The 16287-nt window shown below is 58.2% G+C and carries 15 protein-coding genes and 2 tRNA genes; 8 read left to right on the top strand and 9 right to left on the bottom strand.

The genetic code is table 11. The features are described 5' to 3' along the window. The first annotated feature begins 166 nt into the window (after positions 1–166). Both PMI32_RS12405 and PMI32_RS12410 read left to right on the top strand, forming a co-directional pair. Positions 167–242: transfer RNA gene (locus PMI32_RS12405), tRNA-Val, on the top strand. Between the two features lie 20 nt (positions 243–262). Beyond that, positions 263–339, top strand: a tRNA-Asp gene (locus PMI32_RS12410). A 221-nt stretch (positions 340–560) separates the two neighbouring features. On the opposite strand, the gene PMI32_RS12415 is transcribed toward PMI32_RS12410, so the two are convergent. Together PMI32_RS12415 and PMI32_RS12420 are read right to left on the bottom strand one after the other, a co-directional pair. Beyond that, positions 561–1730 carry a catalase family protein gene (locus PMI32_RS12415; RefSeq protein ID WP_008030405.1) on the bottom strand — a complete coding sequence of 390 codons (1170 nt, stop codon included), beginning with the start codon at positions 1728–1730 and terminating at the stop codon, positions 561–563. Then, positions 1727–3535 (bottom strand): di-heme-cytochrome C peroxidase, encoded by a 1809-nt coding sequence (locus tag PMI32_RS12420; protein ID WP_008030403.1) that lies wholly within the window; start codon positions 3533–3535, stop codon positions 1727–1729. The genes PMI32_RS12415 and PMI32_RS12420 overlap by 4 nt, the downstream gene beginning before the upstream one ends. Positions 3536–3804: 269 nt before the next feature. Here PMI32_RS12420 and bamJ point away from each other — a divergent pair, with 269 nt between their 5' ends. The 5 genes from bamJ to PMI32_RS12445 all read left to right on the top strand — a co-directional run bounded on the left by bamJ (position 3805) and on the right by PMI32_RS12445 (position 6492). After that, positions 3805–4521: a BamJ family beta-barrel-assembly machinery protein gene (bamJ, locus tag PMI32_RS12425; protein WP_008030401.1), complete on the top strand. Its 717-nt coding sequence runs from the start codon at positions 3805–3807 to the stop codon at positions 4519–4521. Positions 4522–4814: 293 nt separating this feature from the next. Continuing rightward, positions 4815–5270, top strand: coding sequence for a YkvA family protein (locus PMI32_RS12430; RefSeq protein ID WP_008030397.1), 456 nt, complete (start codon positions 4815–4817; stop codon positions 5268–5270). Between the two features lie 113 nt (positions 5271–5383). Beyond that, positions 5384–5725: a helix-turn-helix domain-containing protein gene (locus PMI32_RS12435; RefSeq protein ID WP_008030396.1), complete on the top strand. Its 342-nt coding sequence runs from the start codon at positions 5384–5386 to the stop codon at positions 5723–5725. Further along, on the top strand, positions 5722–6093 hold the full coding sequence (locus PMI32_RS12440; RefSeq protein WP_003223109.1) for a hypothetical protein: 372 nt from the start codon (positions 5722–5724) through the stop codon (positions 6091–6093). Before PMI32_RS12435 ends, PMI32_RS12440 begins: the two co-directional genes overlap by 4 nt. Beyond that, on the top strand, positions 6094–6492 hold the full coding sequence (locus PMI32_RS12445; protein ID WP_008030392.1) for an SEL1-like repeat protein: 399 nt from the start codon (positions 6094–6096) through the stop codon (positions 6490–6492). It abuts the gene before it with no gap. A 70-nt stretch (positions 6493–6562) separates the two neighbouring features. On the opposite strand, the gene PMI32_RS29860 is transcribed toward PMI32_RS12445, so the two are convergent. From PMI32_RS29860 to PMI32_RS12455, 3 genes are all read right to left on the bottom strand, one after another. Continuing rightward, positions 6563–7228: a TIGR02466 family protein gene (locus PMI32_RS29860; protein ID WP_008030390.1), complete on the bottom strand. Its 666-nt coding sequence runs from the start codon at positions 7226–7228 to the stop codon at positions 6563–6565. 534 nt (positions 7229–7762) lie between these two features. Continuing rightward, on the bottom strand, positions 7763–9553 hold the full coding sequence (locus PMI32_RS12450; protein ID WP_008030388.1) for a bifunctional diguanylate cyclase/phosphodiesterase: 1791 nt from the start codon (positions 9551–9553) through the stop codon (positions 7763–7765). Positions 9554–9685: 132 nt separating this feature from the next. Further along, a complete protein-coding gene (locus tag PMI32_RS12455) occupies positions 9686–11767 on the bottom strand; it encodes a carboxy terminal-processing peptidase (RefSeq protein WP_008030387.1) in 2082 nt (693 codons plus the stop codon). A gap of 138 nt (positions 11768–11905) precedes the next feature. Here PMI32_RS12455 and PMI32_RS12460 point away from each other — a divergent pair, with 138 nt between their 5' ends. Then, entirely contained in the window at positions 11906–12868 is a 963-nt protein-coding gene (locus PMI32_RS12460) for a zinc-binding dehydrogenase (RefSeq protein WP_008030385.1), read from the top strand. A gap of 118 nt (positions 12869–12986) precedes the next feature. Here PMI32_RS12460 and PMI32_RS12465 read toward each other — a convergent pair whose 3' ends face one another. Genes PMI32_RS12465 through PMI32_RS12480 form a run of 4 tightly spaced genes read right to left on the bottom strand, consistent with a single transcriptional unit; the run spans position 12987 to position 16284 of the window. Further along, a complete protein-coding gene (locus PMI32_RS12465; protein WP_008030383.1) occupies positions 12987–13640 on the bottom strand; it encodes an HAD family hydrolase in 654 nt (217 codons plus the stop codon). Between the two features lie 34 nt (positions 13641–13674). After that, the gene (locus tag PMI32_RS12470; RefSeq protein WP_008030381.1) at positions 13675–14664 is read right to left on the bottom strand and encodes an ABC transporter ATP-binding protein; all 990 of its coding nucleotides are present in this window, start codon (positions 14662–14664) and stop codon (positions 13675–13677) included. Next, on the bottom strand, positions 14661–15461 hold the full coding sequence (locus PMI32_RS12475) for an ABC transporter permease (protein WP_008030379.1): 801 nt from the start codon (positions 15459–15461) through the stop codon (positions 14661–14663). Before PMI32_RS12475 ends, PMI32_RS12470 begins: the two co-directional genes overlap by 4 nt. Next, positions 15448–16284 carry an ABC transporter permease gene (locus PMI32_RS12480; protein WP_162130714.1) on the bottom strand — a complete coding sequence of 279 codons (837 nt, stop codon included), beginning with the start codon at positions 16282–16284 and terminating at the stop codon, positions 15448–15450. Before PMI32_RS12480 ends, PMI32_RS12475 begins: the two co-directional genes overlap by 14 nt. Positions 16285–16287: the final 3 nt, after the last annotated feature.

The raw sequence follows: 16287 nt of genomic DNA, 5'->3' as shown, positions 1-16287 counted from the left end.
AACGCCAGGTCACCACGGAAAAGCCCGCTAACGCGGGTTTTTTTCTGCCTGAAGTTCCTGCTGGATGCGTCGTTTCACCGGTTTTCAGATTTTTTTGAATTATTTATCAATTAAATCAACACGTTATGAAAATCTGTGGCACAATGCGCCCCGCAACGAAGGTAAAGGGTGATTAGCTCAGCTGGGAGAGCGTCTGCCTTACAAGCAGAATGTCGGCGGTTCGATCCCGTCATCACCCACCATTTGACTTTCAACGCTACGCGCAGCGGTAGTTCAGTCGGTTAGAATACCGGCCTGTCACGCCGGGGGTCGCGGGTTCGAGTCCCGTCCGCTGCGCCATATTCGGTAACCTGGAACACTGAACGCCAGGTCACCACGGAAAAAGCCCGCTTTAAGCGGGCTTTTTGCTGTCTGGAGTTTGGCTTTCTGCTGAATTGCGCTCAAGACCGCGACTTGTTCGGCCGCTGCAGGAGCAAGCTTGCTCGCGATTAACTCAAGGGCAACGCGTTCAATCAGAAAGCGCGCGTTATCGTTAACGTCCATCGCGAGCAAGCTTGCTCCTACTGTTCGGCGTTTCGGCTATGTCGGTAATCGCTGACCGCCTCGTAGACAGCTTTGCGCAAGCGGTTGATGCCGCCAATCGGGCGGTGAGCCTCAACACCAAACCATGGATTGAACGACTGGTTGTCGCATTGCAGGTTCAATGCTGGCGTGTCGAAGTCCTGGGCGGGCACGTTGATCCGCGCCACCGTCTGGAAAGGCGCGTCGCTTTCCTTCCATTCAACACTGGTGTCCTCGATCGGCATGTACTTGCCTGCATCTTGCCGCTGGATCTGCAGGACAAAGCAGGCAGGCACCCGATCGGTCGACAGTTGCTGGTTCAGCGCATTGCGCAGAAAGTTCGGCAACTTCTGGTTTTGCGCGGGCAGGGCATAGGTTGGGCAGTTCGCTGGGTCGGGCATGACCCGAAACTTGGCATTGGCCTCGCCGAATTTGTAGGGCGAAACCGAAAAATACGTCGTCTGGGTCGGGCTTGGTGGTGGCGGAGAAAGCGTCGCCAAGGCAATAAACAGATGACGGACCTGCCAAGTGCGCGGGTCCCAGCCCGGAAAGAACGCCATCACCTTCTTGCCGTCCGCCTGGGCGGCGACATTCTGACGATACTCGGCGACATCGCTGACAAAGAAGTTCGGATGGCTGAACATCACGAAGTCCTGTTCGCCGCGGCGCTGTTGATCGCTGAGCAGTTGCTTGCCTGGCACATCGAGCAGTTTGATCGCCATGCCCCGCGCATCGCGGATGCTGTCGAATTGCGGGTAGGCATTGCCGTTGGACAGGCGCATCGTCGCTTGCCAGGTCTTGCCCGGCTCACTGAACACACCTTGACGCAACTCTGTCGCCAGATCCGGCAACACCTGCACCTCGGCCTTTACGCAGCCATGGGCCTTGGCATGGGCATCACGCAGATAGCGGGTGCTTTCACGGTGTTGATCGACAATCCGCACGGCGGTCTGGATCACGTCCTGGGTCATGGCGGCTTCGCCATCCGGAATCTGCTCCAGTGCCGAGACCGGTCCGCGGTGCTGCCAGGCAAACCAGGCGGTGGCCAGCGCCCAGCCAAGCAAGCCGATGCACAGTAAAACCAGCAGGGTTTTGCCGAGCAGGCGACCCAGCCACAACCAGAACCGGGCAAACATCGGCAAATCCTTCTTGAAGGTGGTCATGATCATGGCAATTGCGCCTCCAGCGGGCCGCCCAGCACTTTCAGGTACTCCAGCAACGCAAAGCGTTCCTCGGGTTGCAGCAGTCGGCCAATCACCCCGTTGCCGCGTTTACCCGCGCGGAATTCGTGGCCGCTGTTGTGGTTACCGGTAATGCGCGTGTCGAACAGGAATGCGTTGGTGAAGGCTTCGGTGCGATAGCCCAGGTGTTTCGGGTCGTACTCGAACGTGCCTTTATAGAAGGTGGCCGCGCGTTCGTCCTGAGGCGAGAGCAATTGATAAATGCTTGGTACCGAGCCGTTGTGCAGAAACGGCGCGGTCGCCCAGACGCCTGACAGCGGCCGAGCCTTGTAGGCGACTTTTTCACGAACGCCGATCGGCAGGCCGAAGCCATCGAGCCGAGGCTTTTCTGCGGCTGTGACCTTGGCCTCCCGGTAAGCCCGGTCCTCGACGAACGCGGTGACGTAGGCCAGCCCCTTGGCCACCGAAAGCTGGCTCAGGTCCAGCGGCTCCTCAGGTGTCGGGTGCAGCTTCACGTCCATCTGTGCCAGCTCCGTCGGGTCCCATTGCAGCGCGGTCAGGTCGAAACGGTGGTTGGCGATGTTGCTCGCCGCCGTCGGATCAGTGCCGATGACGTCGACGGGCAGCATGTGCAACTGCTGCACCCAGCGCTCGCCTTCCTGGATCGTCCGCGGAACGTGGCAACCGGCGCAGTTCTCGGTGAACAGTGCGCGACCTTTGGCGGCCAAAGGTTTGTCGACAGCGCCCAGCAACTCTTCCGGCCAGGCGGGCGGTTTGAGTCGTTGAAGGGTTTCTTCGATCAGGTGCAAATCGCGCACCCGCACGCTGGACGGATATCGGTAGTCGCCCTTGAGTGGCTGCCCGTTGCTGTCGAAGAAATTCAGCGTGGCGCCTACGCCCAACGCCTCGCCGATGTTGCGGGCCATCGGCTGCTGCGCCGAACCGTTCCACTGCACCCAGTCGAATGTCCACATGTCCCACAGTTGCGGGTAGTCGACCGGCGCATTGGCCACCCGGTAGTTGGCCGGTGATATCGCGTCGCCGAAACTGGCGTTGGCAATACGCCCGAACGCGTCGGTGCGGCCAGGGCCTTCCTCGGTCGGGTAGAGCCCGCGATGGGTGTCGTTCCAGGCTACTTTCAGGAACGTATCGAGAGAGGTTTTGAAGTCTTTGCGCAGTTGTTGATGCCGGGCGTCGTATTCCTGGCCCAGCACGTTGCGAGCGAAACGTTCGAATTTCCATGGGTTGTAGTAAGTCGACGTCAGGCTGGCGACCAGAGCTTGTCCGAAACTGCCACCGCGCAGTGTCGGAACGCTGGACGGCAAGACGTGTTGCGCCGAACCACCATCGATGCGGATGGCCTGACCGTTGAAGCGCAATTCGCCGGTGTGGCAGGCGGCGCAGGTGATGTCCAGAAACTGTTCCTGGCTGCCGGGGTTTTGATGGCGGGCGAAACCCACGGGCAGGTTGCCGGGGTTGTTTGGCGTGGCTTTCTGGCCGGGATCGACCAGGAAGCCGAAGCGCGCAAGGTACTCCGGACTGGCGAATCGCTGTTGCGAAAAGGGCAGCTCGAGCGCGTTGAACCACTCGTAGCGCAAGCCTTTGACCTGAGTGCCCTGGGGCGTGAAGTAGTAGGTCTGGCGGTCGGCCGCGCTCCACTGCTCCAGGTAATGCACTTGTTGTGCTGGCGACCAGTTCGGCAGTTTCGGGTTGGCGACGTAATACAGAATCACGGCGAGGGCGAGGCCCAGCAGCGCAACGATCAGAATCAGAAAGCGATAAAAGAGGCGCAAGTTAAACATCCTTGTCGAGTTGTCGCTCTCTTATGCCTCAGCTGCAATCGTGGGGCAAGTGGCCATTACTTCAGTTATTGTGGGACGAAGCAGTCGTCCCTGTGGGGCGAAGATGACAGAAGCTTCATCATCCGATTCCGGAAATGCGTTAAAACACCTGAACTTATCAGAAGTTTCCTGCTCTCATGCCGGTAGCCATTGGTCGTGGCCGCCTGATAAGCTCGCGGCTTTACTCGATTGCCCTTTAGGCGCATGAACAAGGAAATAGCATGAAACAGCATCGGTTGGCGGCGGCGGTGGCCCTGGTTAGCCTGGTACTTGCGGGTTGCGACTCGCAGACCAGCGTAGAGCTGAAAACCCCGGCGCAAAAAGCTTCCTACGGGATTGGCCTGAACATGGGCAAGAGCCTGGCTCAGGAAGGCATGGATGATCTGGACTCCAAAGCCGTTGCCCAAGGCATCGAAGATGCCATCGGCAAGAAAGAACAGAAACTGAAGGATGACGAGTTGGTCGAAGCCTTCGCAGCACTGCAGAAGCGTGCTGAAGAACGTATGGCCAAAATGAGTGAAGAGTCGGCAGCCGCCGGCAAGAAATTCCTCGAAGACAACGCCAAGAAAGCCGGTGTCACCACCACTGCTTCGGGCCTGCAGTACGAAGTGGTCAAGAAAGCTGATGGCGCACAGCCTAAGCCGACCGACGTGGTGACTGTTCACTACACCGGCACCCTGACCAACGGCACCGTGTTCGACAGCTCCGTGGAGCGTGGCAGCCCGATCGATCTGCCGGTCAGCGGCGTGATTCCGGGTTGGGTCGAAGGCCTGCAACTGATGCACGTTGGCGAGAAGTACAAACTGTACATCCCTAGCGAGCTGGCTTACGGCGCCCAAAGCCCAAGCCCGGCGATTCCAGCCAACTCGGTGCTGGTATTCGACCTGGAACTGCTGGCGATCAAGGATCCGGCAAAACAAGACGACGCTGCCAAGTAATTAGCGTTTGTCCTGACAACAACGCCTCGCTTATGCGGGGCGTTGTTGCATCTGGCGTCCGGCAAGGGTAAACAAAGCGAACGGATGTTTCAGGCTGGAGTCATAGCCATTGAGAGCGCCTGCGCTAGCCGCGCCGAAGCGCCAAGTCAATGAAATCTTGGGTTTTTTTATGTGAGTAAAAAACGCCCGATCTGAGTTGAGCCCTTATGAAACGGGGCTTTCAGCCGTGAAATGCAGCTCTGTTCACAAGGTTATCCACAATTTGTGTGGATAACATTTCAGCGGGAGGAATGATGAAAGCACCCTGGAATTTCGCTCGTTTCCTGCCACTGGCCGGACGTCTGCTCGCTCGTGGGCGTTTGCCGACGTTATTGTTCGCGGTAGCCAGCAAAGGTGCCAGTCAGGGCAACCGTTTGGGCAAGCTCAAAGACGACCTGCGTTTGTTGCAGGCGTTGTGCCTGGCTTACTGGCGCGGTGAATACCGGGCCATCAGCCCTAAAGCGCTGATCTCGGTGGTGGCAGGCTTGATGTATTTCCTGAGCCCGGTGGATGCGATTCCGGATTTCATACCGGTGTTCGGCATGTTCGATGACATCGCCGTGCTCGCCTGGCTGATGAAGGTTCTCGACGACGAGCTCAACGCCTTCCGCGCCTGGCGCAATCGCCAGGCGCCAGAGAAGCTCGCGGTGGTCGAGCGTTTGCCCGATACCCCGGAACAACTTCAACTGCAGGGCCCGAAAAAAACCTGAGTCGATTCAGGATCATCCCTATATTCATACCCCCGCGACCTTGGCCGCTGTTAGGATTACACTTCTAAGGAAAAGCGCCGACTCGCTAAGTGTCGTTGTCCTACGGGGAAGTCATGGATATTCAGATAATCACACGCGAAGGCGAGCCCGAGTATGCGGTTGTTCCGTGGGCTCAGTATCAGGCTCTACTCAAAGCAGCAGGCATCGATCAACAACCGCCGCGCGAGGCTCCTGTGCGTCGCGCGGCCACACCAGACCAGATTCTTCCGGGTCTGGATCAACTACGCAGTTTGCGCGAAGGGAAGGGCATCGCCATTGAGGCGCTGGCCCGCACGGTAGGCATCAGCCCGTCTTATCTGGCCTTGATCGAAAGTGGCGAGCGTCAACCCGACGCAGCGATTCGCCGCAGCCTGGCCTGGGAATTGACGGTGCCAGGGTGGAGGGAAGAATCGTGAGCGTACGCATCAGTCGTCAACATTGGGACGGGTTGCTGGGCGAGCTGGATCAGGCGCGCCGCCAGCGTCATTTGCTGACCTACCGCGCGTTGCTTGAGCGCCTGCAATTGCCGACGCCAGCCATGCAAACCTTGACCGCAGCCCTTGAACACCTGGCCGCACTGGACGCCAAGGCCGAGCAGCCGCTGCGCAGCTCGCTGGTAATCAGCCAGGGCGCCAGTCGCCTGCCGCGCACCGGTTTCTTCGAATGCGTCGAGCGTCTGGGGCGTTTCTCCGGGCCGTCCGATGGTGTCGCCGCCGCCTCGTGGCATGCCTCGGAAGTGGTTCGGGTGTTCGAGTACGAGTACCCCGAATCGGCGGAAGCCTGAGTGTTTTTCAAGCTCAAGGCGCGGGCCGGTTACTGGCTGGCTCGCCGGTTGTTTCACTGGTCGTGGTTTGTGCGTCAGCCACGCTGCTGGAGTTGGCTTGAAGGCCAGCTTGCACGCATGGCGAACCTGGGCGATGTCGACGCTCAAAGCTTCTATGGACACATTCTGGCCTTTCGCGGCGTGGGCCTTGGGGCTCGTGAGGAAGGTGTCCGCTTGCTGCGCCTGGCGGCGTTGGCGGGGGATGGCAAGGCGGCGTATCAGGTGGGGGTGATCAGTCTGGCCGGGACGGCGAGCAAGGCGCCGGATCCGGTAGAAGCGGCGCGGTTTTGGCGTATTGCTTTGAAGGCTGGGCACCCGCTGGCTGAGATCAAGTTGAAAGGGTTGCCGCGCGACAGTTAATTGATCAAGCCCGTGCGACCCGAGGGAATGTCTACTAAATCAGCGGCGATTCAAGTAAATCGGAACTCATTTAAGCGCCGAAGTTAAAAGCTATAGAGATTCGCGGTCTTGTCCCTTCGAAGCGTCTTACTGAATGCATTAGCCAAGACGGAAACATGATGAAAGTTCCACTTCTGGCGGCACAGGTACTACTAAAGCCGGCAGTAAGGCAATCTTCGACTCTCATTCGCAGAGCTGGATTGTATGTCGATGCAACCATACCGCGCGGGTCTACAAACTCTAGATCACCTCCAACTTCTGGATCGTCCTCCCGGCCGCCGGCATCGACCCAGTAAACCCCTGACCAAAACGCACCGGGGTGTCCATGAAGTGAGTTGCTGTGGCCTGCCTCGTTAACATTTGCCCACGCGTTGAGTTTCCATTCGAAACCGGGTTCAGTTAATCCGTATTGCTCGCTATGAACCGCGGTAAGTTGAATGGCGAACTCTGTGGCAAACTTAACCAACGCATCGCAGGCTTCCCCTCCCCATTTAGGGAAGTCGTTCGCGGACTGCCAGCCGCCGTCATTGCTGCGTCGTGCGCCGCTGTGATCTTCCGCCATACGACTTTTGACTATAGCTTTCAGTTCAGCATTGAGTCTTTCTGCGTCGGGATACTGGATACTGGCCAGAGGAGTTGCGAACAGTCGTCGAATTTTTATCAGTTCAGGATCTACTATATTTTTGCTCGACTGCATTGAGTTTCTCCAGGTTTCGCTAGTTGAAAAAACTATACCGGATGAAATAAATGGTCGATGTAATTCTTTGTTAAAGTCATTGTATTTGTGTGTTCTTCTCGAGCTGAAGCCTTATCCGAATGCCCCAGATATCTATGGCTCGAAGCAGGACTTTGTTTTTAACTGGATTTCCCTTGTTTCAAGGTCGATGGTTGTGCCGAACAATAATGTTCATGGTTTGTCTTTCTTGTTTAGATAGAGCGTGGTTGGACTAATGACGATGCGTGCTCGCTATCGATCCAATAATAAGGAGAGATGGATTTGGTTCTACTATGAACCATAACGCTATGGAATCCTGCCCCCGCAGTGGGTCAATCCAGTACGTCAGACGATAGGAGCAACAAGTCTAAAAGAAGCGTTTTAACGGATTAGCAAAAAGCGGGCTATAGCCGGTTTGATCAACTGGCAGTTGATGAATGTGATCCGGACGAACTGAAACCGGCGCCGCTGGAGCAATTTGACTTCGCCTTGCTTTGCGCGAAAGCGCACGCCCAATCACCGCTGCCCTATGAGCAGTTCTTCTGCTGGCCCAGGCACCGCCAAACTATCAATCACATGCACGCTATACCCCGGCACATTCTTCGCGTGGTGTTTAGCCTGCGACGCCATCTCCGCCAACTGGCTTGCATCGAGTATTCCACAAGCCTGTGGATGCAAATGCACCACACCGATCGACAGTGACAGCAACGGAAACTCCTGGCGCACGCCCTGGCGATTCGGGGCAATGAAGCAGCCGGCTTCCAGGTGTTCGCTGCGGTAGAAGCGTCGGCATTGGCTTTGGAAGTCGTCGAGCAACTGGGTCAGACGTTTACGCCAGTCTTCCGGGCCGAGCACCAGCAAAAAGTCATCACCACCGATATGGCCGACAAAGTCTCGGGACGGGTCGACGCGATCATTCAGACATTGCGCCAGGCACAGCAGGACTTCGTCCCCGCGTCCGTAGCCGTAGATGTCGTTGAAGGGTTTGAAACTGTCGATGTCCACGTAGCAGATCACTGATTCCCTTTGCTGTTGCAGCAGGCGCGTCAGGCATTGCTGGATCGGCACGTTACCCGGCAGCAGGGTCAGCGGGTTGGCGTAACGGGCTTGCTGGATCTTCAGTTCAGTAATCAGCTTCAGTACGTCGATGACCCGACCCAGTCCCAGGTAGCTGCCGTTGAGGGTGATGATGAAGTCTTCCTCGATGCGCTGCCGGGCGCGGCTGGTGATCAGGCGGCTGACTTGTTGCAGCGACTGGCTCATCTCGACGGCGAGAAAGTCGTCGCTCATCAAACGGCTGATGGGTTTGCGGGCGAACAGGTCGGTGGCAAAGGGCTTGAGCAGGGCGTCCGACAGCGAATGCCGATGGACGATGCCACAGGGGTGGCCTTGCTCATCGAGCACCGCCAGTGAGTTCAGGTTGGCCTGGCGACGGAAGGCTTCCAGCACCGTGGCAGTCGGCGTATCCCGCGCGACCGCTGGCTGATCGATCAAGAGAGCACTGAGGTCACTGCCTTCGTCGTTCAGCGCCACCGCAGAGCTGTCCTGTTTGGGCATCAGGTTTCGCGCTTCCCTTGGCGGGTGTTCTTGAGGGCGGCAGAGCAAGTAACCCTGGACCAGATCGACGCCCATATCGGTCAACACCGCGAGCTCCTCCGGCAGCTCGATACCTTCAGCAATCACTTGTGCCCTAGAGGCTTTGGCGATTTGCATGATGGAACCGACAAATTCACGCTTGAGCGCATCCTGATGGATGCCGTCGATGAAGTGCCGATCGATTTTCACATAGTCCGGCCGCAGCTCGGACCACAGGCGCAGGCTCGAATAACCGGCCCCCAAATCATCCAGCGCAATGGAAAAGCCCATCGCCCGATAGTGATGCAGCGCGTTTTGCAGCAGCTGGAAATCGTCGGTCGGCGTCTGTTCCGTCAGTTCGATGACCACCTGGCTTGGCGGTATGCCGAAATCCTGCAGCAGTTGCAAGGTCCGACCCGGTTGGTGAGCCGCTTCGAGCAGCGATTCCGGCGACACGTTGAGAAAGAGTTTGCCCGGCAGTTGCTGCTCATTAAAGCGCCGGCAAGCGCTCTCGCGGCAGGCAATTTCCAGCTCGTTCAAACGACCGGCCTGGCGGGCGACGGCGAACAAGGCGATGGGTGAGTGCAGCGGGCTGTTGGAGGGGCCACGGCTGAGGGCTTCGTAACCGATGATCCGTCGTTCAGAGAGCGAAATGATTGGCTGGAACAGGCTGTGCAAACCGCTTTGAGTCAGTATTGAACTCAACGCACTCAGCTGTTCGGTAGTGGTCATGGCGGTCTCTGGCGAAAAAAAAAGGACTGAGAGCCATAGCTCTCAGTCCCGTATTTCACGACAGAATGATGACTGTTTGATGACGCTAAGGGGGCGTCAGCATTAAATTGCCATCATCGTGCTTGTAACAACTTAGTGTTTGGCAACCGCGGTGTTGAGTTTCAGGTAGTCCAACAGAATCCGACCAGTCTCGCTCAGGTAGGCATCGTCTTCTGGTTTGACCTTGTCCGGCTCAGCCGCAGCGACGTCTTCGTCTTCTTTCTTCAGCTCTTTGAGCGGCTCTTCGCCTTTGGCCTTGCGACGGATGTTTTCCATCGCAAGCTGCTTGGCTTCGATATCCGCGTGTTGTGCACGACGCTCGGCTTCATTGAGGCTGACGGTTTTTTCCGACATCAGTTTCTGCGCCAGGGCCAGTTTGTCGCGGATGAACACGAACTCCGCGTCTTTGGCCGAACGTACGTCATGCTCGGATTTGAGCTGCGAAATGTATGGCTTGAACGGGTCGACCGCAGGCTTGATGGCCGCGCGGATGGTGTCCCACGGCATGGCTTCCGGCAGGGCGCTCTCGCCGATTTCCTTGGTGTCGATGATCGACGGGTAATCGATGTCCGGCAGTACGCCCTGATGCTGGGTGCTCTGGCCGGAAACCCGGTAGAACTTGGCCAGGGTCAGTTTCAGTTCGCCATGGTTCAGCGGCTGAATGGTCTGCACGGTGCCTTTGCCGAAGGTCTGGCCGCCAATGATCAGTGCGCGGTGGTAGTCCTGCATGGCGCCGGCGAAAATCTCCGAGGCCGAGGCGGACAGGCGGTTGACCAGCAACGCCATCGGGCCTTTGTAGAAGGCGCCCGGGTTTTCATCTTCGAGTACATCGACCCGGCCATCGGCGTTACGCACGAGCACGGTCGGCCCTTTGTCGATGAACAGGCTGGTCAGCTCGGTGGCTTCCTGCAAGGAGCCGCCGCCGTTGTTGCGCAGGTCGATGACCACGCCGTCGACCTTGTCTTTCTGCAACTCAGTCAGCAGTTTCTTGACGTCGCGCGTGGTGCTCTTGTAGTCCGGATCGCCAGCACGGAAGGCCTTGAAGTCGAGGTAGAAGGCTGGAATCTCGATGACGCCGAGCTTGTAGTCCTTGCCATCCTGTTTCAGGTTGAGGACCGACTTTTTCACCGCCTGGTCTTCAAGCTTCACCGCTTCGCGGGTGATCGGCACGATCTTGGAGGTCTGGTCGTTCGGCGCATTGCTGGCCGGGATGACTTCCAGGCGCACCACGGTGCCTTTCGGACCACGGATCAGCTTGACCACTTCGTCGAGGCGCCAGCCAACCACATCGACCATCTCTTTGTTGCCCTGGGCAACGCCGATGATCTTGTCGGCCGGTGCGACCTGCTTGGTCTTGTCGGCAGGGCCAGCCGGCACCAGACGCACGACTTTCACCTGGTCGTTGTCGCTCTGCAACACAGCGCCGATGCCTTCGAGGGACAGGCTCATGTTGATGTCGAAGTTTTCCGCGTTATCCGGCGACAGATAGTTGGTGTGCGGGTCGTAGGACATGGCGAAGGTGTTGATGTACGCCTGGAAGATATCCTCCGGACGGGTCTGGTCCAGGCGCGAGAGCTGATTCTTGTAACGCTTGGTCAGCGTTTCCTGAATCTGCTTGGGCTCTTTGCCAGCAATTTTCATCCGCAGCACTTCGTCCTTGACGCGTTTGCGCCACAGGTCGTCGAGCTCTGCGGTGGACTTGAGCCAAGGCGCGTCCTTGCGATCGATCAGCAAGGTTTCCTTGGCGGTGAAGTCGATCTTGTCGACGCCCTTGTTCAGCTCCGCAAGGGCAAAGTCCAGACGCGCTTTTACGCGGTCCAGGTAGCGCTTGTAGATGGTGAACCCGGCGTTGAGGTCGCCGCTCTTGAGGAAGTCGTCGAACTGGGTTTTCCACTTGTCGAATTCGGCAATGTCGCTGGCCATGAAGTAGCTGCGCGACGGATCCAGCAGCTTGAGGTAGCTGTCGTAGATGATCACGGAGCGCGCGTCATCGAGCGGCGGCTTGCTGTAGTGGTGACGCTTGAGCAACTCGACGACATTCAGACTGGCGATCACTTCGTCACGATCTGGCTGAAGCTTGTCCCAGCTATTGGCTGCGAACGTATTGCTCGACATCGGCATCAGGCCGATACCAATAAATAGGGCGAGGGCGGTGCTGGGGAACAGATGCTTCATGCTGATTCGACGCGGGGACAATTGATAACGCATATTAGGCCGTCTTTGAAGTCGCCGGTACCACAAGGGCCGGTCGCATAATGCAAAAAGCCCGGCGCTACAGCTTCGGGCTCAGTCCAGACTCACTATGGAGGCACTGTGAAAGCATTGCAAGGCGTTGACGGTCAAGTGGAGTGGGTTGAAGAGCCCGGTCCTACATGCGATGTAGGGCAAGTTCGCATTCGCGTGGCGGCAGCGGGCCTCAATCGCGCCGATTTGTTACAGAAGGCGGGCCTTTATCCGCCACCGCCGGGGGCCAGTCAGGTACTGGGTCTTGAGTGTTCCGGGGTGATCAGTGAGGTCGGCCCGGGCTCGTCCTGGCAGGTCGGTGATCGGGTCTGCGCCTTGCTGGCCGGGGGCGGGATGGCCGAAGAGGTGGTTGTCGACGGACGGCATGTGCTGCCGGTGCCCGAAGGATTGTCCCTGGCCGAGGCGGCAGCGCTACCCGAAGTCTATGCGACCGTCTGGCTGAATTTGTTTCAATTGGCTGCGCTCAAACCGGGTGAGAAAGTTCTTCTTCACGCCGGAGCAAGTGGAATCGGTTCAGCTGCCATTCAGCTGTGCAAAGCGTTTGGCAACCCATGCTGGGTCAGCGTCGGTTCTGCCGAGCGTCTGGCCTATTGCGAAGCGCTGGGTGCACAGGGTGGCGTGGTGCGCACCGACGATCTGGACAGCTTGAGCGACCTGGGGCCGTTCGATGTGATTCTCGACCCGGTCGGCGGCAACTACGCCGCGCTGAACCTCAAGCTGCTGGCTCTCGATGGCCGTTGGGTGTTGATTGGCCTGATGGGCGGCCGTGAGGCAAAACTGGATCTGGCGCAGGTGCTGGCCAAACGCGTGCAGTTGCTGGGTTCGACCTTGCGCAGCCGTGACGATCAGTTCAAGGCGGATTTGTTCAGTGATTTACGCCAGCATGTCTGGCCGTTGTTTGCCGAAGGGCGATTGAGCCCGCAGTTGGCGAAGACCTTCCCGATCAAGGATGCCGAAGCGGCATTTGCCGAGCTGGCGACGAACAAGGTGGCGGGGAAGTTGGTGTTGGTGATCGACGAAAGCCTGACCTGAGGTCTGGAACGGCGCCATCCTTGTAGGAGCTGGCTTGCCGGCGATTCAGACGATGCGGTCTACAGGGGCTCCGCGTTATCGTTCATCGCTGGCAATCCAGCTCCTACAGGGTTTTGCGTTATTTCCAGAGGTGGATCGGCCAGCCGGCTTTTTCGGCATGCTCGCGCAATACCGGATCAGGGTTCACCACCTGTGGGAAATCTACCTTCAGCAACAGCGGTAAATCGTTACGTGAGTCGGAATAGAAACTCGCGCCCTCCAGGTTTTCCTCTTCCGCATCCAGCCATTCCAGTAAACGGGTGATCTTGCCTTCGCGGTAGGTCAGCGTACCGACGGTGTTGCCGCTATAGACCCCATGCAGCACTTCCAGCTCGATGCCCAGAATCTCGTCGATGCCCAAGCGGTCGGCAATCGGCCTGACAAGGTGCGTACCCGACGCCGAAATCACCAGTATCCGGTCACCGGCCTTGCGATGGGCGGCGATGGCTTTGGTTGCGTCGCTGAAGATGATCGGTTCGATGAAGTCTTCAACCCACGGCCCGACCAAGTGGTCGACCTCTTCGGGTGTGCGCCCGATCATCGGTTCGAGGCTGAAGGCCATGTACTCCTCCATGCGCAACTTGCCGTGGCTGTAAGCGTCCATCAGTTCGTTGTTCTGACGCATGAACGACTCGGGATCGACCCAGCCCAGCCGGCCCATCTGTTCGCTCCAGAGGGTGGCGCAGTCGCCGTGGATCAGGGTTTCGTCCAGATCAAAAATTGCCAGGGCCATCAGTGCAGTTCTCTCTTCAACATCAGCAAAGTCATCAGGCTACCTCACACAGGGCCGTCGGATCGATGGAAAGCGCCAGACGCTGACCATCGGGATGCAGATCGGCCGCCGAGCGGTTGAGCACATCCACCACCAGTTCCACGCCCCGGGCCTCGATCCGGTAGCGAATCACGTTGCCCAGCAGGCTGTGGCTGCGCACCTGTGCGTCAAGTTCACCGTTCAGGCTCAGTTCGATGGCTTCCGGGCGAATCGCGATGCGATGCGTAATCGGTCGTTGCAGCAATTTCGAGGCGTTGTCGGCGTCGAGCAGGTTGTAGTTGCCGATAAAGCCGGCAGCGAACACATCCACCGGCGCGGTGTAGAGGGTTTCGGCGTCGCCGCTCTGTACGATCTTTCCCTGATTCATCAGGAAAATGCGGTCAGACATGGTCAGCGCTTCTTCCTGATCGTGTGTGACGAAGATCGTGGTCAGGCCGAGCTCGCGCTGGATCTGACGGATCTGTTCGCGCAAATGCTTGCGAATCCGCGCATCAAGGGCCGACAGCGGTTCGTCCAGCAGCAACAGGCGTGGACGGGTCACCAATGAGCGGGCGAGGGCGACGCGCTGGCATTGACCGCCGGACAGTTGGTGCGGATAACGGGCGGCGAAATCGTTGAGCTCCACCAGTTTCAATACTTCGGCAACGCGCTTTTGGCTGTCGTCGCTGTTGACCTTCTGCATGCGCAAACCAAAGGCGACGTTTTGCTCCACGGTCATGTTCGGGAACAGCGCATAGCTTTGAAACACCATGCCGATCCCGCGTTTCTGCGGGCTCAGCGGCACGATGTCGACACCATCCAGCAAAATCTTGCCGCCATCTACCGAGGTCAGCCCGGCGATGCAGCGCAGCAGCGTGGATTTGCCGCAACCGGACGGGCCGAGCAGGGTGACGAATTCGCCCTTCTGGATTTCGCAGTTGATGTCGCTGAATACGGTGGTGCCTGCATAGTTTTTCTGCAGATGTTGGACGCTGACATAGCTCATTCGCTTTTGTCCTTGTTCAAGATATTGGCCGCCCAGGTCAGAACCAGTACGAAGAAGAAGTAGGAAATCACCAGCGCACTGGTGAAGTGGCCGCTGCTGTTACGCATGTTGTTGAGGTAGACCTGCAGGGTTTCGTAGCGGGTGCCGACGAGGATGTTGGCGAACACGAACTCACCGAACAGGAACGAGAACGACAGCAGCAACGCGACCATCAGACCTTTGCGCAGGTTCGGCAGCACCACCAGGAATGCCGCCTGAAAAGTGCTGGCACCGAGCAGTTGGGCGGCGTCCATCAGGTCGCGCAGGTTGATCGCTTGCAGGTTGTTGGTGATCGCTCGGTACATGAACGGCAGCGCCACGGTGAAGTAGCAACCGATCAGAATCCATGGCGTGCCGACCATCGCGAACGGCCCCGAACCGTAAAGCTGCAACAGCCCCACCGACGACACCACCGGCGGCACCGCGAAGGGCAGCAGGATCAGGATGTTCATCAGCGCATCGAGTTTCGGGAAGTGGTAATGCACCACGAACAGCAGTGGCAGGATCAGCACCACCGACAGAATCAGCGCACCGATACAGACCAGCAGCGATTGGCCAAAAGCACTCAGGAATCGCGGATCGCTCCACAGCTGCACATACCATTTGACGGTGAAGCCGCTGGGCAGAATGGTCGCCGACCAACTACTGGCAATCGAGTAGATCAGCGTGCCAACCAGTGGCAGCAACAGAATGGCAAACAGCAGGTAAACCACGACGCGGTGATAGATACCGACGGGGCCCAATTCAGCGCGAGACATGGTAGCTCCTCTTCAACAGCAGCTGATGCACGATGGTGACCAGGGTCATCAACGCCACCAGCACCACGGCCAGCGCACTGGCGAGGTTCGGGTCCAGGGAAATGTCACCGGAGACCATCGCCGCAATACGGATCGGCAGCACGTTGAAGTTGCCGGTGGTCAGTGCGTAAACCGTGGCGTAGGCGCCGAGGGCGTTGGCCAACAGGATCACGAAGGTGCCGAGCAGTGCCGGCGTCAGCACCGGCAAACCGATGTGTCGCCAGAACTGCCAGCCGTTGGCGCCCAGCAGCGCGGCAGATTCACGCCAGTCTTCTCGCAGGGCGTCGAAGGCCGGGTAGAGCAGCAGCACACCGAGGGGGATCTGGAAGTACGTGTAGAGAATGATCAGCCCGGTTTTCGAGTACAGGTTGAAATCCTGAATGATCCCGGCCTGCTTGAGCATGATGGTGATGCTGCCGTTGAAACCCAGCAGGATGATGAACGCGAAGGCCAAAGGCACGCCGGCAAAGTTGCTGGTCATGTTGGCGAAGGCGTTGACGAAGTTACGCAACTTCGAGTCGACACGACGCAGGGAATAAGCGCCGAGCACCGCGATGATGATCCCGAACACGCTGGACCAGAAACTGATCTCGAGGCTGTACTGGATCGCCTGCAAATAGAACTTCGAATTGAAGATCTTGGTGAAGTTGGCCAGGCCCCAGCCGAACTCTTCCGATTGCAGACTGTTGATCATCACCCAGATGAGTGGGGCGATCTCGAAGACGATAAAAAACAGTGCGAAGGGCACGAGGCACAAGGCCGCCAGCCATTTGCCGCGAGTCATGGC

The organism is Pseudomonas sp. GM60, assembly GCF_000282415.1.
GTDB lineage: Bacteria > Pseudomonadota > Gammaproteobacteria > Pseudomonadales > Pseudomonadaceae > Aquipseudomonas > Aquipseudomonas migulae.
Note: the sequence above shows the minus strand (reverse complement) of the source record. Positions and strands in the feature narration are given on the sequence as shown.

Coding starts and splice junctions, on each gene's coding strand:
- PMI32_RS12415 (WP_008030405.1), bottom strand. CDS start 1,730: ATGATCATGACCACCTTCAAGAAGGATTTGCCGATGTTTGCCCGGTTC.
- bamJ (WP_008030401.1), top strand. CDS start 3,805: ATGAAACAGCATCGGTTGGCGGCGGCGGTGGCCCTGGTTAGCCTGGTA.
- PMI32_RS12430 (WP_008030397.1), top strand. CDS start 4,815: ATGAAAGCACCCTGGAATTTCGCTCGTTTCCTGCCACTGGCCGGACGT.
- PMI32_RS12435 (WP_008030396.1), top strand. CDS start 5,384: ATGGATATTCAGATAATCACACGCGAAGGCGAGCCCGAGTATGCGGTT.
- PMI32_RS29860 (WP_008030390.1), bottom strand. CDS start 7,228: ATGCAGTCGAGCAAAAATATAGTAGATCCTGAACTGATAAAAATTCGA.
- PMI32_RS12450 (WP_008030388.1), bottom strand. CDS start 9,553: ATGACCACTACCGAACAGCTGAGTGCGTTGAGTTCAATACTGACTCAA.
- PMI32_RS12455 (WP_008030387.1), bottom strand. CDS start 11,767: ATGAAGCATCTGTTCCCCAGCACCGCCCTCGCCCTATTTATTGGTATC.
- PMI32_RS12465 (WP_008030383.1), bottom strand. CDS start 13,640: ATGGCCCTGGCAATTTTTGATCTGGACGAAACCCTGATCCACGGCGAC.
- PMI32_RS12470 (WP_008030381.1), bottom strand. CDS start 14,664: ATGAGCTATGTCAGCGTCCAACATCTGCAGAAAAACTATGCAGGCACC.
- PMI32_RS12475 (WP_008030379.1), bottom strand. CDS start 15,461: ATGTCTCGCGCTGAATTGGGCCCCGTCGGTATCTATCACCGCGTCGTG.
- PMI32_RS12480 (WP_162130714.1), bottom strand. CDS start 16,284: ATGACTCGCGGCAAATGGCTGGCGGCCTTGTGCCTCGTGCCCTTCGCA.